This window comes from Streptomyces aurantiaciflavus, from assembly GCF_049808595.1.
Taxonomy (GTDB): Bacteria; Actinomycetota; Actinomycetes; order Streptomycetales; family Streptomycetaceae; genus Streptomyces.
The window spans coordinates 211,402-234,459 of the sequence record NZ_JBNCAQ010000007.1; the positions used below are offsets into that span (position 1 = coordinate 211,402).

Consider the following 23,058-nt stretch of genomic DNA (forward strand, 5'->3'; position numbering starts at 1 on the left):
CGGCGCAGGTCAGTCGCCGGTCAGCGGGCGGTCAGGCCGCCTGCCCAGACTGCGGTGTGACGCCGTGCACCGGCCGCGCCGGTCGACGGACCCTCTCCTGGAAAGGCGGATCACCCTCATGAGCGCCACGTACGACAAACTCGTCGATCTGCTGGTCGACCGCTTCGCGGTGGACCGTACGGAGATCGGGCCCGACGTCACCTTCCGGGACCTCGAGATGGACTCGCTGTTCCTGGTGGAGCTGGTGCTGGTGATCCAGTCCGAGTTCGGTGTGGAGTTGGACGAGGACGCGGCGGCGCCGGACGGCACCGTGGCCCAGGCGGCGGAGCTGATCGAGAGCCGGACCGCGGCCGCGGCGTCGTGAGGCCCGCACCCGCCCTCGCCGTCACCGGGCTGGGTCTCGTCACCGCGGCCGGCATCGGCGCGGACGCGACCTGGGAGCGGGTCTGCGCGGGGGTGCCGACGGCGGCGCGGAATCCGGATCTGGACGGGCTCCCGGTGGACATCTCCTGCACCGTGCCCGGTCTGGACCCGGTCCGCCACGTCGGCCGGCGCAGCCCCCTGACGCACGACCGCTTCGTCCAGCTGGGGATCGTCGCGGCCCGGGAAGCGGTCGCCTCCTCCGGGCTCGACCCGGCCGGCTGGGACGGGGCCCGGGTCGGCGTGGTCGTGGGGTGCGGGCTCGGGGGTGTCGGGACCTGGGAGGCGCAGCACCGCAGAATGCTCGGCTTGGGGCCGGAGGCGGTGTCCGCCCTGCTGGTCCCGATGCTCGTGCCGAACATGGTCGCCGGTCATCTGGCCATGGAGCTGCGCGCCACCGGCCCGAACTTCGTCACCGCCACGGCCTGCGCGTCCGGTGCCACGGCGATCGGCGCGGCCGCCCGCCTCCTGCACGACGGCACCTGCGACGTCGTGGTCACCGGCGGAGCCGAGGCGGGGGTGAGCCCGCTGATGGTGACGGGCTTCGCCCGGATGGGCGCCCTGTCCCGGCGGCTCGACGAGCCCGCGGCGGCGTCCCGTCCCTTCGACACCGACCGGGACGGCTTCGTCATCGGCGAGGGCGGCGGCATGCTCGTGCTGGAGCGGGAGGCGGACGCCAGGGCCCGCGGCGCCACGGTCCGGGCACGGCTAGCCGGCTACGGCGCGTCCGCGGACGCCCATCACATCACCGCCCCCGACCCCGAAGGCGGCGGTGTCCGGCGGGCGGTGCGGGCCGCGCTGCGGCAGGCCGGGGTGGTGCCGGCGGAGGTCGACCACGTGAACGCGCACGGCACCTCCACCCCGCTCAACGACGCGGTGGAGGCCCGCACGCTCCGCGAGCTGCTCGGCGACCGGGCGTCCGTCACCTCGGTCAAGGGCGTGCTCGGACACGCTCTGGGTGCCGCCGGGGCGATCGAGGCCGCGCTGACCGTCCTGACCGTCGAGCGCTCGACCGTGCCGCCCACGGCGAACCTGGAACGGCAGGACCCGGGCGTGGAGTTGGACGTGGTCCGCGGTGCCCCGCGCCGGCAGACGGTCCAGGTCGCGCTGACCAACTCGTTCGGCTTCGGCGGCCAGAACGCGGTGCTGGTCTTCACGTCCGCCTGAGCCCGGGGTCGCGCCCGCCCGAGCCGGGTCGCCTCCGCCCGAGCCCGGTCGCCCCCGCCCGAGCCGGGTCGTCCAGGCCCGAGCCCGGGTCGCCCGGGAGACCGGCGCCCCGCGGCACGTCCCGCGGCTGACGAACACCGCACTCCCCACAGTTCCGAGAACCGGAAGCAGGTGACGCCACCATGACCTTCACGGTCCCCGACCGCGAGCTCCGGGCGCTCGAAGACCGGGTGCGGACCGCGCTGAGGAACGCCGACGACACGGGCCTGAGCGTGCTCGGCTACGGCGAGGTCACCCTCGTCCTGAGGCTGGAGACCGAACACGGCGCGTTCGCCTGCAAGCGGCTGCCGGTCTTCCCGACGCGGGACCGCTTCGAACGCTACGAACGCACCCTCGCCGCATACCTCCAGCGGCTGCAGCACGGCGGGGTGCGGGTCGCCGAGACACGCCTGTGGCACACCTCCCTGCCCTCGGGGCGGATCGTCGGCTACTGCGTCCAACCCGCCCTGCCCGCGCGGCGTCTGTGCTCCCGCCTCCTGCACACGGAGGGCGAGGTGTGGGCCGAGAAGTTCTTCGCCCGTTTCCTCGACCAGGTCGACGGCGTCGTCGACCCGTCGCTCGGGCTGGACGCGCAGGCCTCGAACTGGGTGGACACCGACGGTGAGCTGGTCCACCTGGACGTGACGACGCCGCTCATGCGGGACGCCCGCGGCCGTGAACTGCTGGACGTCCCCCTGTTCTTCACGTCCCTGCCGTGGGCCCTGCGCGACGCGGTCCGGATCTGCACGGCCACGTCGATCTTCGACAAGTTCTACACGACGCGCGGCGTGGTCCTGGACTTCCTCGGCAACCTGCACAAGGAACGGCTGGAGAAGCTGATCCCCGGCTTCCTGGAGCAGGCCAACGCGCGTCTCGCCAGGCCCCTCACCGCCAAGGAGGTGGCGGCGTACTACCGGGGCGACGCGCGGATGTGGGAGTTCGTCCAACGGCTGCGCAGGGCGGACCGCTTCTGGCACCGCACGGTCCGCCGGCGCACCTACCCGTTCCTGCTGCCGCCCGATGTCGACCGCTGACGCCCCGCCGACGCGGTCGGTGCCGCTCCCCCGCGCGGCCGACCCGCGCCGCCCGCGGGCGGCGCCCGCGGCGTTCGCGGGGAACCGCCTCGTTCCGGACCCGGCCCGGCCGCTGCATGTGGCGCACCCGGCCGACCGGCTCACCGTCGCGGTGGTGTCCGTCGCGTGGCTGCGCGCGCAGAGTCACGCGGTGGCGGCCCGACTGGAGGCCCGGCACCTGGCGCCGGAGGAGGCGGCCCAAGCGGCCACCCTGCGCGTGCCCAGGCGCCGCTACGAGTGGCTGGCGGGCCGGCTCGCCGTGAAGCACGCCGTCTGCGCGTACCTGCGGCGGCACGGGGGCCGGGACGCCGGGACGCGTGCGGTCCGGGTCGGTGCCGTCCCGCACGGGCCGCGGGCCGGCCGGCCCGTGGTCGACGCGCCGGTCGGCGTCGGGATCTCCCACTCCGGGGACTTCGCCGTGGCCGCGTGCGCACCGCACGCCGTCGGGATCGACCTGGAGCACCGCCGCACCCTGGCGCCCCCGCTGGCCCTGCTCCTCTCCCACGAGGGGGACCCTGGCTCCCCCTGCCCGGAGGGCAGACGCCTGGCCGGAATGCCGCTGCCGCTGCGCTGGGCGTGCAAGGAGGCGGTGCTCAAGTACTACGGGTTCGGGCTGCGCGTCGACTTCCGCGAGGTCGCCCTCACCGGCCGGCACCACGACGGGGCGTTCTCCTGGCGCGCGGGCCCCGGCCTGCTGCGGCACGCTCCGACCGCGGACAACGCCGCGCCACGGACCTGGGCGGGTGAGGTCGACGGCTGCTTCCTGGCCCTTGTGTGGACGTGAACGGCCTTCCGCGGACGGGAGCGCCCTCCTGGCGTGGTGGAGCCCCCCCTCGCGCAGCGAAATCCCCCGACGCCGGAAGTGATCTGCCCCTGCGGAAGTGACCTGCCCTCCGCGGAAGTGACCTGCCCTGTGCGAAGTGAGGTGGAGGACGGCATGCTGCCGCCATCGTCCTGTCCCGCGCCGTCGCCGGCGCGGCCGTTCCCCGAGGCGCTCGACGAGGCGACGCGCTGCGCCGCGCTGAGTCCCTCGTCGCACAACTGCCAGCCGTGGGGCCTGGCCAGGGCCGTGAGCGGGCCGGCCCGTGCCGCGGCGGCCGCCTTCCTGGGCCTCGCGGAGGACGACGCCGGGCAGGCGTCCTCCCCACCCGGCGGGACCGAGTACCTGGCGCTCGCTCTGGACCGGCGCCGCCACCTCGTCGCGCTGCCCGCGCACGCCGTCGAGATGGGGGTGAGCTGCGGCGCGTACTGGCGGGTGCTGCTGCGCGCCCTGGCCGCCCAGGGCTGGGCACCGGTGCGGTCGCGCACGGCGGAGGAGCCCGGCGCCTGCCCGTTCGGGGCTGTCTGGCCCCGCGAGTGGAGCCTGCTGTGCGTGGTGGCGCTGCGGCGCGGTGCGGCCTCCGACGAGCGCGTCGCCGACCTCGCTGCAACGGCGCGGGAGCGGCGCACCAACCGCTCCCCGTACCGGACGGCTCCGCTCGATCCCGGGCTCCTCGAACACCTCGCCCGCCCCGCCCACGATGCGGAGGGCAGCGGCGGGATCGACGTCCGGCACCTCACGGACCCCACGGCGCTGGAGGCCTTCGCGGCGCTGCTCGCCCGGCACGCGGGCCGGGACTTCGCTCATCACCGTGCCTGGCGCGAGACGCACTCCTTCCTCCGCTGGAGCGAAGCCCACGCACACGGCCGCGGGGACGGCTTCACCCTCACCCAGCTGTTCGGGCCGATGTCGCGGCCGCACCACCTGGCCAGGCGCCTGGCCCTGGCGCCGTCGGCGATGCGCGTGCTGTGCCGTGCGGGGTACGACAGGCGCCTCGCCGCGGGCCTCGCGGCGCTGGCCCGCCGCTCCCCCGCCGTGGTGGCGATGGGCTTCACCGGCGTCGCCCCCGGGCCGGCCGACGTCCTGCGCGGCGGGGCGCGGCTGGTCGACCACTGGCTCCGGGCCACGCGGTCCGGCCTCGCTCTGCATCCGATCAGCGTGCTGCTGCAGCACGACGACCTGAGGCACGAGGCGCGGACCGCGCTCGGTCTCCCCGGACACACGTTCTTCCTCGCCCGGCTCGGCCGGCCCACCGTCGGCAGCCCGCCGGCCCCGCGGTGCGCCGACGCCGCGCAACACCGTCCGATATGAAAATACGAGTGCGCGGTCCGCCGCGCACTTCCACGGCCTTCCGGAAATGCACCCCGGACTTGCCCCTTGAATAAGAACGCAGGAATCCAGCCAGCCCGAAGCAGGAATCCAGCCAGCAGAAACGTCCCCTTCGGCCGGCCGCGGTCTTCTTTCTCAGACCGCTTGCAGAGCACTATGGAAGCGCCCCGAGAAGCGCCGCACAACCTTACCGGCGTCACTGCTCGCATGCTAATGTGAGGCGCCTCAAGTAAACGGGGAAATGATGCACATGACCCAGTGCTTATTGACGCTTCAACCTCCTTTCATCCGGCCCGGAACTCCTCGCGTCGCCGCCCGGCGGGCCCCCCGGGGCCGCCGGTGAGCATGCACGTAGTCGTCTACTGCGACGAGGCGATCATGGGCGCCGGCCTGTCCGCCCTTCTACGACAGCACCACCTCGACGTGCGGGTGGAGACCTCGCTGGACCGCACACGCAGGGCGGCCGTCGAGTCCCGTCCCGACGCGATCATCGTCGTCGCTCCGGTGCTCACCGTCGACGACAGGTGCGAACTCGCCGAACTCTCCCGCCTGAGCCGGGTCATCCTGCTCAGCACCGCCGAGTGCGCGCACCGCGCATTCGAGGCGCTTCGGCACGGCGTGCACGCGGTGTTCTCCGTGGACAGTTCGGCCGAGGCACTCATCCACATCATCACGACAGTGGTGCAGGGAAATTCCCTCGTGGCACCGCTGGCCGCCCGCACATCACTCGGAAGGCAATTCGAGAAGAAACCGGCACCACCCATGGGGCAAGTAGTCGAAAGATTCACCCCACGGGAAAGAGAAATCCTTCTCCTGTTGACCCGGGGAATATCCAACGCCGAAATCGCGCAGAAACTCTCGGTGTCCAAGGCGACGGTGCGCACGCACGTCCACAACGTGCTGCGCAAGATGGGCACGTCCACCCGCGCCCAGGCCGTCGCCGTCGCCTACCAGACGGGGCTGGTCGACGCGATCGCGTCCCCGGTCCGGCAGGCGAACGCGACGGGCGCCGACTGACCGGTCTCCCGGTCCGGGCCGCGCCGTCAGCAGGCGGCCCGGTAACCGGACCCGACGCGGTCGCCGACCACCTCGTCCACCACCTCGGCCATCGTGCCGAAGTCGGCCGCCAGCCCCCGGAAGACCTCCGAGCCCATGTCCCGCTCGAAATCCACCCGGCTGCGGACCTCGACGACCTCGACGTAGTGGAACGGCGCCTGCGGGTCCGCCGACACCCGCTGAACGCTGAAGGACAGCACACTGGGCAGTTCGGGGCATGCGGCGTAGTCGACGTGCCGCACCCAGTCCTCGAAACGGGCGGGATCGGTCTGCGCCCGCAGCCGGATGCGGTGGATGATCAGGGGCACGGTGGTCTCCCGTCCTTCGTACGGCGTCAGCGGCGCACGCCGGCGCGCCGGCCGCCGAGTCCCAGCGCACGAGCGATGTTGTTCTTCTGGATCTCGTTCGTCCCGGAGAAGATCCGGGCGGGTACGGCGTCGCACAGCAGGGTGTGGGACTCGCCGTCGAGGACGCCGAGCGCGCCGCGGAGCTGGACGGCGTCCAGGCCGAGCTGCACCGCCGCCTCGCTCACCGCCAGCTTCGCCAGCGCGGGGCCGACCTCGTCGTCACTGCCGTCCGCCAGGGCCCTGGCGGCCTTGTAGAGCATCAGCCGCGCGGACTCGTACCGCAGCATCATGTCCACGACCCGGTGGCCGACGGCCTGGAAGGAGCCGATTGCGGCGTCGAACTGCCGACGCTCCCGCACGTGCTCCACGGTGTCGTCCAGGACCCGCTTCATCGCCCCCAGATAGGCCGCGAACAGGCACGTCCGCTCCCACCTCATGGACGACGCGAAGACGGCGGCACCCGATCCCTCCGCGCCGAGCACCTGGTCGGCGGGCACCCCGCAGTCCTCGAAGTGGACGTCGGCCATGGGGGACCCGCGCAGCCCGGCCTTCTCGTAGCGGCGGCCGACGCTCAGCCCGGGCGTCCCGGCCTCGACGAGGAACGTGGTCAGGCCGAAGAAGCCTCCGCCCGGGACGGTGGCGGCCTGCACCACGAAGACATCGGCGACGGGCGCGTTGGTGATGAAGCACTTGGACCCGTTCAGTACGTAGCGTCCGCCGTCCCGCGTGGCACGGGTGCGCAGACGCAGCGCGTCCGATCCGGCTTCCGGCTCGGTGACGCCGTGCGCCGCGATCCGCTCCCCCGAGGCGAGGGCGGGCAGCCAGCGGTGCTTCTGTTCCTCGGTGCCGAACTCGACCACCGGCATCACGGCGGCGAACAGGTGCGCCGCCACCGAGAAGACGAACCCGGTGTCGGTGCAGCCCTGCCCGAGCGCCTCCGTCATCGCCGCGGCGGAGACGGCGTCCAGGCCGCTGCCGCCGTACGCGACGGGGACGGTGCTGCCGACCAGCCCCTGCTTGCCGGCCAGCCGCCAGCGCCGCCGGAAGTCTTCCGGGTCGAACTCGGGCGGGGCGGTGAGTTCACCCCCCGCGAAGCGCACGACCATGTCGCGCATCTCCCCGGTCTCCGCGTCGAAGTCGAAGTTCATCGCGGTCCGTCCTTCGCTTCCTCGATCAACAGGTGGTAGTTGATGCCGCCGGTGCCGAAGGAGCTCACGGCGGCACGCCGCGGCCGCCCCGACACCGGCTCCCAGGGCGCCGCAGCCGTGGCGACGCGTGCGGGGATGCTCTCCAGCTCCCGTACCAGCTCCGGGTTCAGCGTGCGGAGATTGGCGTTCGGCGGGAGGGTCCGGGCCCTGAGGGCCTGTACGACGCGCAGGAGCCCCGCGCCGCCCGCGGCGGCGAAGGTGTGGCCGAAGAACGACTTGGCCGACCCGATGTGCAGCGGGCGGCCGCGCCGCCCCCCGCCGTACACCCGGGCCGCCGCCGTCACCTCCACGCGGTCGCCGACGCGGGTGCCGGTGCCGTGGGCCTCCAGGTAGTCGACGTCGCCGGGTTCGAAGTCGACCTGCTCGAAGGCCCGCCCGATGGCGCGTGCCTGGCCGTCGGCATCCGGTGCGATGAGGGACTTTGCGTCGTTGGACGCGCCGACGGCACGCAGCACCGCGACCACGGGATCGCCGTCACGCACCGCGTCCCGGTAGCGCCTGAGCAGGAACAGGGCGCAGCCGTCGCCCGGGGTGAACCCGTCGGCGCGGACGTCGAAGGGGGTGATCCGTTCGTGCGAGAGCAACCCCAGCCCCGAGCAGAGCACCATGTCGCGGGCGTTGCAGGGCAGTTCCACGCCGCCGGCGACGGCGTAGTCCGCGCTGCCCGACCGCAGGCGGTTCACCGCCACGTCGAGGGCGGCCAGCGACGACGCGCACGCCGCCTCCACGGCCACCGGCACGGCGGACAGCCCGTGTTCGTTCGCCAGCAGCGCGGCCACGCCGCCGGCGAGAGCGCCGTCGAGAGCCGCCGGGGAATCCACGTCCGGCGGCTCGCCGCAGGACTCGCGGACCAGCTTGAGCACGGCCCGCACCTCGTCCGCCGAGAGGTGGCCGAGCGCGCCCAGTCCGCCCACCTCGGCCTCGTACTCGTCGAGGCAGAGCCTCGCGTTGAGGTAACGCTCCCGGGACAGGCCGAGGTTGCTGCCGACGGCGACCAGGCCGGTGCCGGTCAGCGTGCCCGGCGCACGGCCGGACCCGGCGAACAGCTCGCTGGCGACAGCCAGCGTCAGCCGCTGGGCGGCGTCCATGGCCGCGTAGCGCCGGGGCGGTACGCGCAGGCCGGGCGGCGGCTCCTGAGGCACCGGCACCGGGGCGCCGTGGTCGGTGTAGGTGTGCGACAGGCTGAGCACATCCGGGACGTGGTACTGCCCCCGGTCGAGCAGCGCCTCGGGCAGCGGCCCGATACGGTCCCGTCCGGAGAGCATGACCTGCCAGAAGGCGTCGGCGTCACACGCCCCGGCGAACCGTCCGGCGAAACCGACCACCGCGACGGGTTCGGCGGCGCGGGCCACCACGGAAGCGGGTTGGGCGGCGCGGGCCGCCAACGACGCCCGTTGGGCCGCGCGGTCCGCCAACGGCGCGGGTTCGGCGGCGCAGGCCACCACCGGCACGGGTTCGGCAGCGCAGGCCACCACCGACACGGGTTCAGCGGCGCAGGCCGCCACGGGGGCGGCAAACGGGCGCGCGGTCGCCTCGGGTTCGGGCGTAGAAGCCGCTGCCGGCTCAGCAGCAGCACCGGCATCCGGCCCGGGATCAGCCGTACCGGCCCCCGCCGACGCAGCAGCCCGGCCGACGCCGGCCACCGGCTCAGCGGCAGCCGCGGTTCCACCAGCGCCCATGGAGTCAGCCGCACAAGCCTCCGCCGACGCGGCGGCCCCCCAGCTGGGCACGTCGTGCGCGGCCGTGTCGGACAGGTGCTCCTCCAGGATCAGGTGGCACAGCGTCCCGGTGAGGGACGTGGCGCTGACCGCGGCCCTGCGGGGCGCACCGTCCGCCGGTGCGGGCCAGGGTTCCGCCGCCCGGGGGACACGGAACGGCGCGGGCAGGGCGCCCGACATGGCGGAGCGGTCGCCCGCTGGTCCCGCCTGCGGGCTCAGCGGCGGCAGCGTGCGGTGGTGGAGCGCCAACGCGACCTTGGTGACGCTGGCGAGCCCGGAGTTCGCGAAGGTGTGCCCCAGCCGGTCCCGGGCGCTGCCGAGCGCCACGGAACCGGGGGCCGCCTCCGCGAACAGCGCGGCCAGCGCGTCGAGTTCGGCCCTGGTCTCGGCGCCCACCCCGTAGCCGGCGCACTCGACGTACTGCACCGAGGCGGGGGGTGTACCGACCCTCCGGTGACCGGCCTCGGCTGCCGCACGGCGCGGCCTCGATGCCGTGGGATAGCGGAAGACGCCGGGGCGCGCGTCGTGGTGGAGCGAGCAGTCGCGGATCGTCGCGTAGACGCGGTCGCCGTCGCGCAGCGCCGACGACAGCCGCTTCAGCAGCACCGCACCGACGCCCTCACCGGGCACGAAGCCCGTGCCGTCCGGGTCGAGGGGCCGGGCGGGAAACGCCTGGAGCCCCTTCGCCGCCAGCGCGCGGGAGAGGAAGCGGCCCTCCCATTGCTGGCCCGCGAGCACCAGGACGGCGTCCGAGACGCCGCCGAGCAGGCTGTCGACCGCGAGGGCGAGCCCCAGATGGGAGGTGACGTCGGCGGACTCCAGGGCGAGGGTGCGCCCACTCAGTTTGAAGGCGGACGCCACCCGCGCCGGGATGGTGCTGGCCATCTCGCCGACCCGGTCGTGCGGCGACGCGCCGTAGCGCCGCGACAGCGCCGCGCGGAACTCCTCCGCCGCCCGGGCCGCGGTGTCCCGACCGAAGCCGCCGGACTCCGGCCCGGACAGCACCCGCCGCAGGTCGCGGGCGTACCGACTGCCCTCGACGCGCAGGGCGTTGGCGTACTGACGGTCGAGGCCGAAGCAGGTGCCGACGATCACGTCGGTGCGGTCGGTCGGCAGCGCCCGCCGCGGGTGTCCCGCGTCGTCGAGGCACTGGCGCGCCGCCTCCAGCACGAGGAGCTGCATCCGGGCCAGAGACCTCGCCTGTGCGGGCGGAATGCCGAACCGGGCGACGTCGACGGTGACATCGGACAGTGCCCGTGCGGCGCCCGGATCCGGCTGCTCCCGGGCCGTGAGCAGCCGCCAGTAGGCGTCGGCACCGCGCGCGTGAGGGTAGAGCGCGGCGATGCCCACGAGGGCGACCGGCTCTCGCCGCGCGGTACCGCCGTCCGGGCCGGTACAGGGCGGCGGCCCGGTGCGGGGGGCCGGGCCGGTGCCGGTGTCCGGCGTGGGGCGCATCTCGGAGGGCTCCTCTTCCTGGATGGCCGTTTCCCCGGCTTCCGCGGTGGCCGGCTCCCCGGCGGTCGCGTCGGTCCTCGCCAGGGCTTCGTCGGCGGTCACGACCCGCCCCGCCCGGTCGTCAGACCGCCAGCAGGCCGTCACGGCCCGGTTCCCGGCGCAGGCGCCCCACGGCGGCGGGATGGCTCAGCACGGGGTCCTGAGCGAGGATCTCGGCGTGCAGGCGTTGCATCCGCGCACCCGGCAGAATGCCCAGTTCCTCGTCGAACCGCTGCCGGGTGCGGCGGAACAGCTCCAGGGCGTCGCCCTGCCGCCCCGACCGGTAGAGAGCGAGCATGAGCAGCTCGCAGAAGTGCTCCCGGAGCGGATACCGGGCCACCAGTCGCCGCAGCTCGGCGACCGCCTGTGGTTCGTCGCCGAGCGCCAGCCTGGCGCCGGCCAGTTGCTCCCAGGCCGTCAGCCGGCGCTCCTCGAACAGCACCGCCGCGCTCCGGCAGCGCAGGCCCTCCCCCGCGTCGAGCAGCGCCGGTCCGCGCCACAGGCACAAGGCGGCCTCCAGCAGCCGCAGGGCCCTGTCGGGGGCGGTGGGCAGCGTCCTCGCCCCCTGGGAGGCCAGATCGAGGAACCGGTTGCCGTCGACGCAGTCGCGCGGCACGTCCAGCAGGTAGCCGTTGGACACCGCCCGCAGCACGCTCGTCTCGCGCCCCCCGTCCCGCCCGGGCCGGTCCAGCAGCCTGCGGACACGGGTGGCGTGGGCCTGCAGGGCGTTGCGGGGGTTGCCGAGCGGATGGCCCGACCACAGCTCCTCGGCGAGTTCGAGATGCGAGATGGCGCGGCCCGCCTCCAGCGCGAGCGTCGTGAGCATGGCCCGGACCTTGCCCGCCCGGACCTCGTACGTCCGTTCCCCGACGGTGACGGACACCGGGCCGAGAATATTGATCTGCACAGAAGTTCCCCCACATGTTGAACCCGCACAGGAATCCGCACCGGGACATCCGCGATTGCCCCGCCACGCCGACAGGACGCGCTGGCGGCCCTCCCCCGGCCCATGTCCCCGGATACGTCCGTCAATGCGGAAGCCGGAATGCGACGCCCTGTCCGCCGACCATTCTCACAGCCTGCCCGATCGACGTCATCAGCCCACTGATCTGCTTTCTCCTGAACGGAAGTCGGAATGCCCGGGGCCGCGTCATCCTTTCGTTCGGATCCAGCAGCCGACGGAAAGCGGCGCCGCGACGGCGTAGAAGGCCTGCTCGGCCACGCCGGCCCGGCGGCGCGGGCCGGCGTACGGACGTCGAGTCCCGACCGGGCGGACGGCGCGAGCCCGCCCGCGGTGCGCCGTACGCACAGCCGGGTGAAGCGCTCCAGCGCCTCGGCCGTCGGCACCCGGGCGGCCGGTTCCCTCGCGTACGCCGACAGCGCCTTCGCAAGCAGCGCGGCCACGGCCCCGGGGCGAGAGGGCCCGGTCGGGTCCCGGCGCCCCCGCGGACCACTCAGCCGCGAAGACGGGACATCGCCGGGTCGAACAGCGGTTCCTCGGCCACGACCGCTTCGACGCGCTGGTCGAAGTAGCCGATGTGCACGGTGGTGCCGGGGTCGGTGAGTTCCGTCGGCAGCCAGGCGTAGGCGATCCCCTTGCCGATCGTGTAGCCGTAGGCGGCGCTGGTGACATGGCCGACCGGGCGGTCGCCGTCGTAGACCGGCTCCTTGCCCATGACGACCGCCCGCGGGTCGTCGATGGTGAGGCAGGTCAGCTTCCGCCGTACGTCGGCCTTGCGCCGTTCCAAGGCCGCCTTGCCGATGAAGTCGTCCTTGTCGGCCTTGACGGCGAAGCCGACCCCGGCCTCGTAGGGGTCGTGCTCGTAGGTCATGTCGGTGCCGAAGGAGCGGTACCCCTTCTCCAGGCGGAGACTGTTGAAGGCGCCCCGGCCGGCCGCGATGCCGCCCAGCGGCCTGGCCGCCCGCCACAGGGTGTCCCACAGCTTCCGGCCCAGGTCGGCGGTGGTGTACAGCTCCCAGCCGAGTTCGCCGACGTACGACAGGCGCATCGCGGTGACGGGGACGGAGCCGATGTGGGCGCGCCGGGCGCGGAAGTACTTCAGGCCGGCCGCCGAGAAGTCGGCGTCGGTGAGCGGCTGGAGCACCTCGCGGGCGAGCGGTCCCCACAGGCCGATGCAGCAGGTGCCGGGGGTGATGTCGCGCACCTGGACCGTGCCGTCGGCGGGGAGGTGGCGGGTGAACCAGTCGAGGTCCAGGTTGCCGTTGGCGCCGACCTGGAAGAGGTCGGGGGCCAGCCGGGCGACGGTGATGTCGCTGCGGATGCCGCCGTCGTGGTCGAGGAGCAGGGTGTACGTCACCGAGCCGACGGACTTGGCGACCTTGCCGGTGCACAGCCGCTCGAGGAAGTCGGCGGCGCCGCGCCCGCTGACCTCGAGCCGCTTGAGGGCCGTCATGTCGTACATCGCGACGGTCTCACGGGTGGTCTGTGCCTCGGCGCCGACGACGGGCGACCAGTAGCGTGCGGCCCACTCGTTGGGCGTGGGGAGGGAACGGCCTTCGACCAGGTTCGCGTTGGCCTCGTACCACTGGGGGCGCTCCCAGCCGTTCGCCTCCAGGAAGAAGGCGCCCAGCTCCTGCTGGCGGGCGTGGAACGGGCTCGTGCGGATCGGGCGCGGGTCCCCGGACGGCTGCAGCGGGTGCAGGATGTCGTACACCTCGACGAAGTTCTGGCAGTCGCGGGCCAGCACGTACTCCGGGGAGAGCTGGTGCGGCTCGAAGCGGTTGACGTCGCACTCGTGCAGGTCGAAGGAGGAGCAGTGGCCGTCGACCAGCCATTCGGCCATGGCCCGTCCCACGCCCGCGGAGTGGGTGACCCAGACGGCCTCGGCGACCCAGAAGCCCTTCACGTCCGGGGATTCACCGAGGAGGGGCAGGCCGTCGGTGGTGAAGGAGAACAGGCCGTTGATGCCCTCCTCGACCTTGGCGTCCTTCGTCGCGGGGAGCAGTGACTGGGTCTCCGTCCAGGCGTCCGCGAAGTCGTCCTCGGTGAACTTCAGCACGGACGGCATCCCGTCGGCCTCGTCCACGGACAGGATGTCGTCGGCGGAGACCGGCATCGGACGGTGGCCGTAGTAGCCGATGCCCAGGCCGTCGAAGCGGTCCCGGTAGTAGAGGTCGGCGTCCTGGTGGCGCAGGATCGGGCGCACCGCCTCCCGGGTCTGGCCCGCCAGGGCCGGTACCGGGCCGGTCCAGGCCAGTTGGTGGGCGAGCGGGGTCAGCGGGAGGTTCATGCCGACCATGCGGGCGATCCTCGGGCCCCAGATGCCGGCGCAGCACACGACGACGTCGGCGGGGATCTCGCCCTGGTCGGTAAGGACGCCGGTGACCCGGCCGTCGGCCCGGAGGACGTCGAGGACTTCGTGGCGGGCGAGGAAGCGTACGCCGCGCTCGGTGGCCCGGCGGATCTGCGCCTCGACGGCGAGGACGGCCTTCGCGAGGCCGTCCGTCGGGACGAGGAGGCCGGCGAGGACCTTGTCCGGGTTCACCAGTGGGTGCTCTGCGACGCACTCCTCGGCGCTCAGCAGCCGGCCCTCGATGCCCCAGGAGGTGAGCCAGCCGTGGCGGCGGTGGAGTTCCGTGACGCGCTCCGGGGTGGTCGCCACCTCGAGGCCGCCGACCTGCAGGAAGCAGGGCTGTCCGTCGACGTCGAGGGAGCAGAACTTCTCGACGGTGTAGCGGGCCAGCTCGGTCATGGTCTTGGAGGGGTTGGTCTGGAAGACCAGGCCCGGGGCGTGCGAGGACGATCCCCCGGTGGCGGGGAGCGGGCCCTGGTCGACCACGGTCACTTCGGTCCAGCCGCGTGCGGAGATCTCGTCCGCGAGTGCCGCTCCCACGACGCCCGCTCCGATGATCACCACTCGGGGTCCCGTCATCGCCGCACCTCCGGATTCAGAACCGGTCGAGTTGCCTTCTACGCAACATGATTCAGGTTGCGCAACTCAATGTGCCTGTCTCGGGGAGAGGGTGTCAAGGGGTCCGTGACGTCGGGGAACAGCACGAAACACGGCAACGCCCGGCGGGCGGTGCACACGGGTGCGCACCGCCCGCCGGGCGTGTTCGACCGGCCCCTTCGGCTCTGTGCTACTTGAGCCAGGCGTCGACCTTGTCGGGGTGGGCGTCGACCCACTTCTTCGCCGCTGCCTCGGCGCTCATCTTGTCGTTCGCGATGTACTTCGCCACAAGGTTCTGGTCGTCGTTGGTCCAGTTGAAGTTCTTCACCAGGTTGTAGGCGGGACTGCCGGAATCCGCGAACTTCTTACTGACGATCTTGTCAAGGTCGTCGACCGCGTAGTCACAGGCGACCTTCTGCGGGTCGGCGTCACACCCCTTCGTGTACGCGGGGAGGTTCACTCTGACGAGAGGCATCTCCGCGAGGAACCACTGCGGTTCGTAGAAGTACCCGAGCAGCGGCGTTTTCTTGGCCTCGGCCTGGCGGAACGCCTGGATCAGCGCGGGCTCGCTGCCTGCCTGTACGACCTTGAAATCGAGCTTGAGGTTCTTCACCAGCGCCGCGTCGTAACTCACGTACGACGGGTCGCCGTCCAGCAGTTGCCCCTTGCCGCCGGATTCCGACGTCTTGAACAGGGAGGCGTACTTGTCGAGGTTCTTCCAGTCGGTGATGTCCGGATACTTCTTCGCCATCCACGGCGGTACGTACCAGCCGATCTGCCCCTTGTTGCCCGTCAGGCCCGCCTCCACGGCGACCTTCTGCTGGGTGATGTACTTCTTCTTCAGGTCGTCGTGAGCCCAGTTCTCCACGATCGCGTCCACCTCGCCGGTGCCGAAGCCCTGCCAGGCGATCTCTTCCTTCAGGTTCTTCTTGTTGACCGTACAGCCCAGTTTTTTCTCGGCCACGTAGGCGACAACCGCCGCATTGGCCTCGTAGCCCACCCACGGGTTGACCGCGAGGTTGAACGTGCCGCACTTGGCGGAGCTGCCCGAGCTGTCCGAACCCGAGGAACTCTCGCCGACCTTCGCCCCTCCGCACGCGGTGAGGGTGAGGCCGAGGAGGGCCAGGCCGGCCGCGCCGGCTCGCCAGTGTCTTGCCATGGTCTCCTGCTCCTTAAGCGCTCGCGCGTCGCGCCGCTGCCTGAGTGATCCGGTCGAACATGACTCCGAGCAGTACGATGGCGAGCCCTGCCGCCAGCCCCTTGCCGTACAGCTCTCCCTGCGAGAATCCGGCCACGACGTCGTAGCCGAGGGCGCCCGCACCTACCAGGCCGCCCACAACAACCATCGACAGCACGTAGATCAGGCCCTGGTTGGTCGCGAGCGTCAGGGCACCGCGTGACATCGGCAGTTGAACCTTGGTGATGATCTGCCAGGTGTTGCACCCGGCGGAGGTGGCCGCTTCGACGGTGGTCTCGGGCACTGCCCGCACCCCGTCCGCGATGATCTTGATGGCGACCGGCGCCGCGTAGACGACGGCGGCGACGATGGCCGTGAACCGTGTCGCGCCGAACAGCGCGAGGAACGGCACGAGATAGACGAACGGCGGCATGACCTGCGCCGCGTCCAGGCTGGGCCGCAGCACCCGGTCCACGAGCGGGCTGCGGCCCATCCACACCCCGAAGACGACACCGAGCACCATCACGAGCACGGTCGCGACGAGGGTCGACGCCAACGTCGTCATGCTGTCCGACCACATGCCCGTGCCGACCAGCAGCCCCACGCACACGGCCGTGACGGCCCCGGCGCGCCCGCCGCCGAACACCACGCCGAGCCCGATCAGCACCGCACCGACGAGCCACCACGGCGAGTCGGTGAGCAGCGACTGGAACGGGTTGAGCAGGCCGTTGGTGATGGCGTCACGCAAGGTGTTGGTGAGCCCGGAAAGGTGGTCCTGCGCCCAGGTGGTCGCCGTGTCCGCTGCTCTCGCGATGGAGCTGCCGGTGTCACCCTCGCCCGGGAACTCCGCCGCCCACACGTAGGTGTGCGACATGTAGACGAGAACAGCCGTGACCACCCCGCCCGCGGCCAGCAGCGGCCGCCGCCAGGCGCGGAAGCGGCCGCCCGAGCGCCGGGCCGCCTCCTCACGTCCGCTCGCCGCGGTGGTGACCCGGTCGAGAACGATCGCCATGACGACGATGGCCAGGCCCGCGTTGAAAGCCGTGCCCACGTCGAGCGACTCCAGTGCCTGGACGACGGTCTTGCCGAGACCGGGCGCGTCGATCAGCGCGGCGATGGTGACCATGGCCAGGGCGGCCATGATGGACTGGTTGACGCCCATCACCACGGTCCGTTTCGACATGGGCAGCAGGACTTTCAGCAGCGCCTGCCACCGGGTGGCACCCAGCGAGTCGGCCGCCTCGACGGTGGTCTCCGGAACGGAGCGGATGGCGTGCGCGGTGATGCGGATCGCCGGCGGAGCCGCGTAGATCACGGTGGCGATGGTGGCGGAGGCCGGGCCGATGAGGAAGAACAGAGTCAGGGGGGCCAGGTAGACGAAGGTCGGCATCGTCTGCATGAAGTCCAGGAACGGCGTCACGATCCGGTTGAACCGGTCCGACAGCCCTGCCCACACGCCCAGCGGGATCGCGAACAGCAGCGCCACGAGGACCGCGGAGAGGGTGAGCGCCAGGGTGTCCATGCTCTCCTGCCACAGGCCCTGCAGCCCGAAGAAGACGAACCCGGCCACGGCGAGCAGCGCGACCCGCCAATTGCCCACGGCCCACGAGACGTAGCCGGTGATGCCGACGACACCGAGCCACCCGATCTGCGGGACGGGACGGCCGTCGGAGGGCTGGGCGATCAGGTCCTGGACGAAGGTCACCAGGGTGTCGATGACCAGGCGGATCTCGTTGAAGAAGTACAGGAAGAGCGGGTTGGAGTTGCGGTTCGCGCCGATCGAGTCGTTGACGTCGTTGAACCAGCGGTGCAGATCGGTGAGGTCGGCCGCGGCGAGCGTCAGCGTCTGCTTTCCGCGCAGCACGGCGAAGAGCACCAGCCAGACGACCATGATCGCGGCCAGCACCGTGCGGCGGCTGATCCCGCGCGCCCTGGCGACCGGCGGCGCGACCTGCTCCACCGTCTCCGTCTTCTCCGGTTTCTCCACGGCGACGGTCATCACATGTCGCCTTCCTGTCCGGCGACCACCGCGAGGATCTCCTCGTCGCCGACGATGCCGAGCAGCCTGCCGTCCTCGACGACCTTGACCGGCTTCTCCGCCGCGAGCACCGCCCGGGTGGCCTCCCGCACCACGACGTCCGGACCCAGCTCGGGCCCGTCCAGGGGGTCGTCGGGCTCCGCGGGGCGCATGATCCACCGCAGGGTCAGTACGTCGCCGCGCGGCACGTCCTTGACGAAGTCGCGCACGTAGTCGTCGGCCGGGGCGCCGACCAGTTCGTCGCCGGTGCCGCACTGGACCATCCTGCCGTCGCGCATGATGAGGATGCGGTCGCCCAGCTTCAGCGCCTCGGAGAGGTCGTGGGTGATGAACACCATCGTCTTGCCGACCTCGTGGTGCAGGCGGACGACCTCGCTCTGCATGTCCCGGCGGATCAGCGGGTCGAGCGCCGAGAACGGCTCGTCGAAGAGGAGCACGTCCGGATCGCCGGCCAGCGCCCGGGCGAGACCGACGCGCTGCTGCATACCGCCGGAGAGCTGATCGGGGTAGGAGTTCTCGTATCCGGCGAGGCCGACGAGTTCGACGACTTCCAGTGCCCGCCTGGTGCGCTCGGCTCTGCCCATGCCGCGGATCTCCAGCCCGAACGCCACGTTGTCGACGACCCGGCGGTGGGGCAGCAGCCCGAAGTGCTGGAACACCATGGAGAACTTGTTGCGTCGCAGTTCGCGCAGCCGCTTCGCGTCGGCGTCACGGATGTCCTCGCCCTCGAAGACGATCTCGCCGGCGGTGGGTTCGATGAGCCGGGTCAGACAGCGCACCAGGGTGGACTTGCCGGAGCCGGACAGGCCCATGACGACGAAGACCTCGCCGGGCGCGACCTCGAAGTTCACGTCGCGCACGGCGGCGGTACAGCCGGTGCGGTCCATCAGTTCCCGGCGGGTGAGCGCGCACAGTTCCGCGGAGTCCGGTACCTGGTCCGCCTTCGGCCCGAACACCTTCCACAGCTTGCGCACGGATATGACCGGCGTCGGGGCCGCGTCCTGGGGGGTGCCGCGCCGCCGGGGCGTCTCGGTCTGTGTTGGGGTCATGGTCGACCTCTTTCGGCGTTCAGCCGCGGAACCAGTGCTGCGGCCTGGGTCGGATGTTCTGCCAGATGTGCTTGGGCTCTCGGTACTCGTCCAGGCCGGTCGGTCCCAGCTCCCGGCCCACGCCGGAGTGCCCGAACCCACCCCATTCCGCCTGCGGCACATAGGGGTGGTAGTCGTTGATCCACACCGTGCCGTGGCGCAGCCGCCGGGCGACCCGCTGGGCCTTTCCGGCGTCCTGCGTCCACACCGCCCCGGCGAGTCCGTACTCGGTGTCGTTGGCGACGCGCACCGCGTCGTCCTCGTCGGTGAAGCGCTCCACGGTGAGCACGGGCCCGAAGGACTCCTCGTGCACCACCCGCATGTCCTGCCGGCACTCGTCGAGCACGGTGGGCGGGTAGTAGTGGCCGTTCGCCAGCGCCGGGTCACGGGGACGTTCGCCGCCGCAGCGCAGTACGGCGCCCTCGGCGAGCCCGGCCGCGACATACGCCTCGACCTTCGCCAGGTGCTGAGCGGAGATCAGCGCTCCGGTCTCCGCCTGGGGGTCGAAGGGGCCGCCGAGGCGGATCCGCCGGGCGCGGCGGACCACCTCGTCGACGAAGCGGTCGTGCAGCGAGTCCTCGACGATCAGCCGGGCGCCGGCCGAGCAGACCTGCCCGGAATGCAGGAAGACGGCCGTGAGCGCGAAGTCCACGGCCGTCTCGAAGTCGGCGTCGGCGAAGACGACGTTGGGGTTCTTGCCGCCGAGTTCCAGCGCGACCTTCTTCACGGTCGCGGCGGCGGTGGCCATGATCCGCCTGCCGGTGTCCAGGCCGCCGGTGAAGGAGACCATGTCGACGCCGGGATCCTCGGCGAGCGGTGCGCCGGCCTCGGGACCGGTTCCCAGGACGAGGTTGGCGGCGCCGGCCGGGAGCCCGGCCTCCTGCAGTGCCCTCATCAGCAGGACCGAGGAGGAGGGGGTGAGCTCGCTGGGCTTGAGGACGATCGTGTTGCCCGCGAGGAGGGCGGGGGCGACCTTCCAACTCGCCTGGAGCAGCGGGTAGTTCCAGGGGGTGATCAGGCCGCACACGCCGACCGGTTCGTACACGACGCGGCTGACGGCGTCGTCGCGGCCGGTGTCGATCACACGGCCGGCGTCGGTGCCGCCGAGCCCGCCGTAGTGGCGGAAGCAGGAGACGACGTCGGCGATGTCGTACTCGCTCTCCACCAGTCGCTTGCCGGTGTCCAGCGATTCGGCGCGGGCGAACTCCTTGGCGTCGCGCTCGAGAATGTCGGCCGTGCGCAGCAGGAGCGCGCCGCGCTCGCGCTCGGGGGTGCGCGGCCAGGGCCCTTCGTCGAAGGCGCGGCGGGCCGCGGCGATGGCGGCCTCGGTGTCGGGACGTGTCCCTTCGGACACGGTCGCGCAGAGCGTGCCGTCAGCGGGACAGCGGATGTCCCGGTGGCCTCCGGCCACCGGTTCCCGCCATTCTCCGTCCACATACAGGTCTGCCACGTCGGGAGCCCTTCGAGCGAACTTCGTTGCGCATCGCGCACCGGATTGCTTGTGGTGGAACACTCTGGAGAATGCGGGAACGCACGTCAAGGGGTTGGGGGATGACGGTTCGGCCAAGCGTGCGACCACGAGGGCGCCTTGTTCACCGGCCGGATACAGCCGGTTTCCGCTCCAAGCCGGGAACGGAAAAGTCTGCGTTACGGCAGTCGGTCGAGCAGCGCGCGGCGCCACCGTTCGGTCTCGGCGATCTGGTTGAAGGTGAAGAGGTGCAGACCGGCGACGCCCGCCGCGGGCGCGGTGAGCGCCTCGGCACTGCGGGCGAGCAGCCGCTCGGGCGCGTAGCCGCCGGGGGCCGCGAAGCGCAGGAACCAGGAGGGGTGCCTGGTCAGGAAGCGGGTCGACTCCCCCACGCCGATCCTCGTCGCCATGGACAGCAGCTTCGCCCGCTGCACCGGCCCGGCGACGCCCACATGGAGGGGCAGGTCGATGTTCCGGCGGCGTATCCGGCCCACCCAGTCGCCCAGCACGCGCGGGTCGAAGCAGAGATTGCTGACGATGTAGGTGGCGTGCGCCCGCTTGTCCCACATGGCCTGGACGGTGAGGTCGTCGTGGAGGAGCGGATGGCTCTCGGGATAGCCGGTGATGCCGACCTCGGCGAAGGGGCTGCCCAGCTCGCCCAGCCTGCGCAGCACCGGCAGCGCCCCGTCGTAGACCCCGGCCGGTGGGTCGGCGTCGCCCGCCGGGACGAAGACGTCGTCGACGCCCGCGCCGCGGAGCCGGTCGACGACGTCCTTGAGGTGCGTGTCGTCCCGCAGCAGCCGTGCGGGCACGTGCGGGACGACGCGGTAGCCGTGCGCCGCGAGCCGGGTGGCGAGGTCGAGGGTCGGCTCCAGCCCTTTGACCGGCGACGCCGTCACGGTGACGACGACGTCGCGCGGGACATGGGCGAGAACCTTGTCCTCGGTCGCCTTCGCGGGCAGCACCTCGTAACGGACGCTGTCCAGCAGCGTGCGGAGGCCTTCGGCGCCCAACGCTTACCCGGCCTGCTTCTGGGCGTCGCGGTGGCGGTAGTACGCGGCCTGGGAGGGCGGCAGCGGTTCCTTGCCGAGAATGAGGTCCGCCGCCTTCTCCGCGATCATCATCACCGGCGCGTAGATGTTGCCGTTGGTGACGTAGGGCATCACCGACGCGTCCACCACGCGCAGGCCTTCGAGGCCGTGCACCCGCATGCTCGCCGGGTCGACGACGGCCATCTCGTCGGTGCCCATCTTGCAGGTGCAGGACGGGTGCAGGGCGGTCTCGCCCTCCTTGGCGACCCAGGCGAGGATCTCCTCGTCCGTCTCCACGGACGGTCCGGGTGAGATCTCCCCGTCGTTGTACGGGGCGAGGGCGGGCCGGCCGAGGATCCTGCGGGCCACGCGGATCGCCTCGACCCACTCGCGGCGGTCCTGCTCGGTGGACAGGTAGTTGAAGCGCAGTGCCGGGTGCTCGCGCGGGTCCCTGCTCCTGATCTTCACCGAGCCGATGGCGTCGGAGTACATGGGGCCCACGTGTACCTGGTAGCCGTGGCCGCCGGCCGGCGAGGAGCCGTCGTAACGGACCGCGACGGGCAGGAAGTGGAACATCAGGTTGGGGTAGTCCACGTCCTCGTTGCTGCGGGCGAAGCCGCCGGCCTCGAAGTGGTTGGTCGCCGCCGGCCCCTTCCTGAACAGCCACTGCAGCCCGATGAGGGGGGCACGCCACTTCGCCATGTACGGCTGCATGGAGACCGGCTGGCTGCAGGCGTACTGGACGTAGACCTCCAGGTGGTCCTGCATGTTCTCGCCGACGCCCGGGAGGTCGTGGACGACGTCGACGCCGAGGGCGCTCAGTTCCCCGGCGTTGCCGACGCCGGAGAGCTGCAGCAGCTGCGGGGAGTTGATCGCGCCGCCGCAGAGGATGACCTCCCCCGCGCGGACCTGCTGCGGGGCGCCGCGGCCGCGCCGGTACTCGACGCCGACGGCGCGCTTTCCCTCGAAGAGGACGCGGGTGACGAGGGCGCGGGTCCTGACCGTGAGGTTCGGCCGTTTCATCGCGGGCTTGAGGTACGCCTTCGAGGCGGACAGGCGCCGTCCGCGGTGGACGTTCCGGTCGAACTTGGCGAAGCCTTCCTGCCGGTAGCCGTTGACGTCGTCGGTGGGAGCGTAACCGGCTTCCTCGGTGGCCTTGAGGAAGGCGCCGAACAGCGGGTTGGTCGCCGGACCGCGTTCGAGGACGAGGGGGCCGTCGTGGCCGCGGAACTCGTCGTCCGGATCGGCCGCCAGGCAGTTCTCCATCCGCCGGAAGTACGGCAGACAGTGGGCGTAGTCCCAGGTCTCCATACCGGGGTCGGCCGCCCAGCGCTCGTAGTCCATGGGGTTGCCGCGCTGGAAGATCATGCCGTTGATGCTGCTGGAGCCGCCCAGCACCTTGCCGCGCGCGTGGTAGATGCGCCGGCCGCCCATGTGGGGCTCGGGCTCGGACTCGTACTTCCAGTCGTAGAAGCGGCTGCCGATCGGGTAGGTCAGCGCCGCGGGCATGTGGATGAAGACGTCCCACGGGTAGTCGGACCGGCCGGCCTCCAGGACCAGTACCCGGTTCGCCGGGTCCGCGGAGAGTCTGTTCGCCAGTGCGCTGCCGGCCGATCCGCCGCCGACGATGACGAAGTCGTACTGCAGGGGAGCCATGGTGCCTCGTCTCGCTCG

Annotated in this window: 17 protein-coding genes; 6 read left to right on the top strand and 11 right to left on the bottom strand. The window is 72.1% G+C overall.

Going from position 1 to position 23,058, the window contains the following annotated elements; translation table 11 throughout:
- Positions 1–118: 118 nt before the first annotated feature.
- The 6 genes from ACPT94_RS10235 (at position 119) to ACPT94_RS10260 (ending at position 5,865) form a co-directional block, all read left to right on the top strand.
- The gene (locus ACPT94_RS10235; protein ID WP_360331743.1) at positions 119–364 is read left to right on the top strand and encodes an acyl carrier protein; all 246 of its coding nucleotides are present in this window, start codon (positions 119–121) and stop codon (positions 362–364) included.
- Entirely contained in the window at positions 361–1,587 is a 1,227-nt protein-coding gene (locus tag ACPT94_RS10240) for a beta-ketoacyl-[acyl-carrier-protein] synthase family protein (protein ID WP_360331746.1), read from the top strand. Before ACPT94_RS10235 ends, ACPT94_RS10240 begins: the two co-directional genes overlap by 4 nt.
- A gap of 182 nt (positions 1,588–1,769) precedes the next feature.
- Entirely contained in the window at positions 1,770–2,660 is an 891-nt protein-coding gene (locus tag ACPT94_RS10245) for a DUF6206 family protein (protein ID WP_360331749.1), read from the top strand.
- Positions 2,647–3,483 (top strand): 4'-phosphopantetheinyl transferase family protein, encoded by an 837-nt coding sequence (locus ACPT94_RS10250; protein ID WP_360331752.1) that lies wholly within the window; start codon positions 2,647–2,649, stop codon positions 3,481–3,483. Before ACPT94_RS10245 ends, ACPT94_RS10250 begins: the two co-directional genes overlap by 14 nt.
- A gap of 153 nt (positions 3,484–3,636) precedes the next feature.
- Positions 3,637–4,830 carry a nitroreductase family protein gene (locus ACPT94_RS10255; RefSeq protein ID WP_360331755.1) on the top strand — a complete coding sequence of 398 codons (1,194 nt, stop codon included), beginning with the start codon at positions 3,637–3,639 and terminating at the stop codon, positions 4,828–4,830.
- Between the two features lie 363 nt (positions 4,831–5,193).
- Positions 5,194–5,865, top strand: a complete 672-nt coding sequence (locus ACPT94_RS10260; protein ID WP_360331952.1) for a LuxR C-terminal-related transcriptional regulator — start codon at positions 5,194–5,196, stop codon at positions 5,863–5,865.
- A 26-nt stretch (positions 5,866–5,891) separates the two neighbouring features.
- Here ACPT94_RS10260 and ACPT94_RS10265 read toward each other — a convergent pair whose 3' ends face one another.
- From ACPT94_RS10265 to betA, 11 genes are all read right to left on the bottom strand, one after another.
- Positions 5,892–6,212, bottom strand: coding sequence for a RedY protein (locus ACPT94_RS10265; RefSeq protein WP_360331758.1), 321 nt, complete (start codon positions 6,210–6,212; stop codon positions 5,892–5,894).
- Positions 6,213–6,238: 26 nt separating this feature from the next.
- A complete protein-coding gene (gene redW, locus ACPT94_RS10270) occupies positions 6,239–7,399 on the bottom strand; it encodes an L-prolyl-[peptidyl-carrier protein] dehydrogenase (protein ID WP_360331761.1) in 1,161 nt (386 codons plus the stop codon).
- On the bottom strand, positions 7,396–10,632 hold the full coding sequence (locus ACPT94_RS10275) for a beta-ketoacyl [acyl carrier protein] synthase domain-containing protein (protein ID WP_425245715.1): 3,237 nt from the start codon (positions 10,630–10,632) through the stop codon (positions 7,396–7,398). Before ACPT94_RS10275 ends, redW begins: the two co-directional genes overlap by 4 nt.
- 121 nt (positions 10,633–10,753) lie before the next feature.
- Positions 10,754–11,554: an AfsR/SARP family transcriptional regulator gene (locus ACPT94_RS10280; RefSeq protein WP_360331767.1), complete on the bottom strand. Its 801-nt coding sequence runs from the start codon at positions 11,552–11,554 to the stop codon at positions 10,754–10,756.
- A 571-nt stretch (positions 11,555–12,125) separates the two neighbouring features.
- Positions 12,126–14,564 (bottom strand): GcvT family protein, encoded by a 2,439-nt coding sequence (locus tag ACPT94_RS10285; protein WP_425245685.1) that lies wholly within the window; start codon positions 14,562–14,564, stop codon positions 12,126–12,128.
- 208 nt (positions 14,565–14,772) lie between these two features.
- Positions 14,773–15,741 (bottom strand): ABC transporter substrate-binding protein, encoded by a 969-nt coding sequence (locus ACPT94_RS10290; RefSeq protein WP_360331773.1) that lies wholly within the window; start codon positions 15,739–15,741, stop codon positions 14,773–14,775.
- 13 nt (positions 15,742–15,754) lie between these two features.
- A complete protein-coding gene (locus tag ACPT94_RS10295) occupies positions 15,755–17,758 on the bottom strand; it encodes an ABC transporter permease (RefSeq protein ID WP_425245686.1) in 2,004 nt (667 codons plus the stop codon).
- Complete coding sequence (locus ACPT94_RS10300; protein WP_360331779.1) at positions 17,758–18,846, bottom strand: quaternary amine ABC transporter ATP-binding protein; 1,089 nt, start codon at positions 18,844–18,846, stop codon at positions 17,758–17,760. The genes ACPT94_RS10295 and ACPT94_RS10300 overlap by 1 nt, the downstream gene beginning before the upstream one ends.
- A 19-nt stretch (positions 18,847–18,865) precedes the next feature.
- Positions 18,866–20,335 carry an aldehyde dehydrogenase family protein gene (locus ACPT94_RS10305; protein WP_360331782.1) on the bottom strand — a complete coding sequence of 490 codons (1,470 nt, stop codon included), beginning with the start codon at positions 20,333–20,335 and terminating at the stop codon, positions 18,866–18,868.
- A 197-nt stretch (positions 20,336–20,532) separates the two neighbouring features.
- Entirely contained in the window at positions 20,533–21,366 is an 834-nt protein-coding gene (locus ACPT94_RS10310; RefSeq protein WP_360331785.1) for a methylenetetrahydrofolate reductase, read from the bottom strand.
- A 3-nt stretch (positions 21,367–21,369) separates the two neighbouring features.
- Complete coding sequence (betA, locus tag ACPT94_RS10315; protein WP_360331789.1) at positions 21,370–23,040, bottom strand: choline dehydrogenase; 1,671 nt, start codon at positions 23,038–23,040, stop codon at positions 21,370–21,372.
- Between the last annotated feature and the right edge of the window lie 18 nt (positions 23,041–23,058).

Excerpts from the sequence above, each read along its gene's own strand:
- ACPT94_RS10235 (WP_360331743.1), top strand. The coding sequence starts at position 119 with ATGAGCGCCACGTACGACAAACTCGTCGATCTGCTGGTCGACCGCTTC.
- ACPT94_RS10245 (WP_360331749.1), top strand. The coding sequence starts at position 1,770 with ATGACCTTCACGGTCCCCGACCGCGAGCTCCGGGCGCTCGAAGACCGG.
- ACPT94_RS10250 (WP_360331752.1), top strand. The coding sequence starts at position 2,647 with ATGTCGACCGCTGACGCCCCGCCGACGCGGTCGGTGCCGCTCCCCCGC.
- ACPT94_RS10255 (WP_360331755.1), top strand. The coding sequence starts at position 3,637 with ATGCTGCCGCCATCGTCCTGTCCCGCGCCGTCGCCGGCGCGGCCGTTC.
- ACPT94_RS10260 (WP_360331952.1), top strand. The coding sequence starts at position 5,194 with ATGCACGTAGTCGTCTACTGCGACGAGGCGATCATGGGCGCCGGCCTG.
- redW (WP_360331761.1), bottom strand. The coding sequence starts at position 7,399 with ATGAACTTCGACTTCGACGCGGAGACCGGGGAGATGCGCGACATGGTC.
- ACPT94_RS10275 (WP_425245715.1), bottom strand. The coding sequence starts at position 10,632 with ATGCGCCCCACGCCGGACACCGGCACCGGCCCGGCCCCCCGCACCGGG.
- ACPT94_RS10285 (WP_425245685.1), bottom strand. The coding sequence starts at position 14,564 with ATGACGGGACCCCGAGTGGTGATCATCGGAGCGGGCGTCGTGGGAGCG.
- ACPT94_RS10290 (WP_360331773.1), bottom strand. The coding sequence starts at position 15,741 with ATGGCAAGACACTGGCGAGCCGGCGCGGCCGGCCTGGCCCTCCTCGGC.
- ACPT94_RS10295 (WP_425245686.1), bottom strand. The coding sequence starts at position 17,758 with ATGACCGTCGCCGTGGAGAAACCGGAGAAGACGGAGACGGTGGAGCAG.
- ACPT94_RS10300 (WP_360331779.1), bottom strand. The coding sequence starts at position 18,846 with ATGACCCCAACACAGACCGAGACGCCCCGGCGGCGCGGCACCCCCCAG.
- betA (WP_360331789.1), bottom strand. The coding sequence starts at position 23,040 with ATGGCTCCCCTGCAGTACGACTTCGTCATCGTCGGCGGCGGATCGGCC.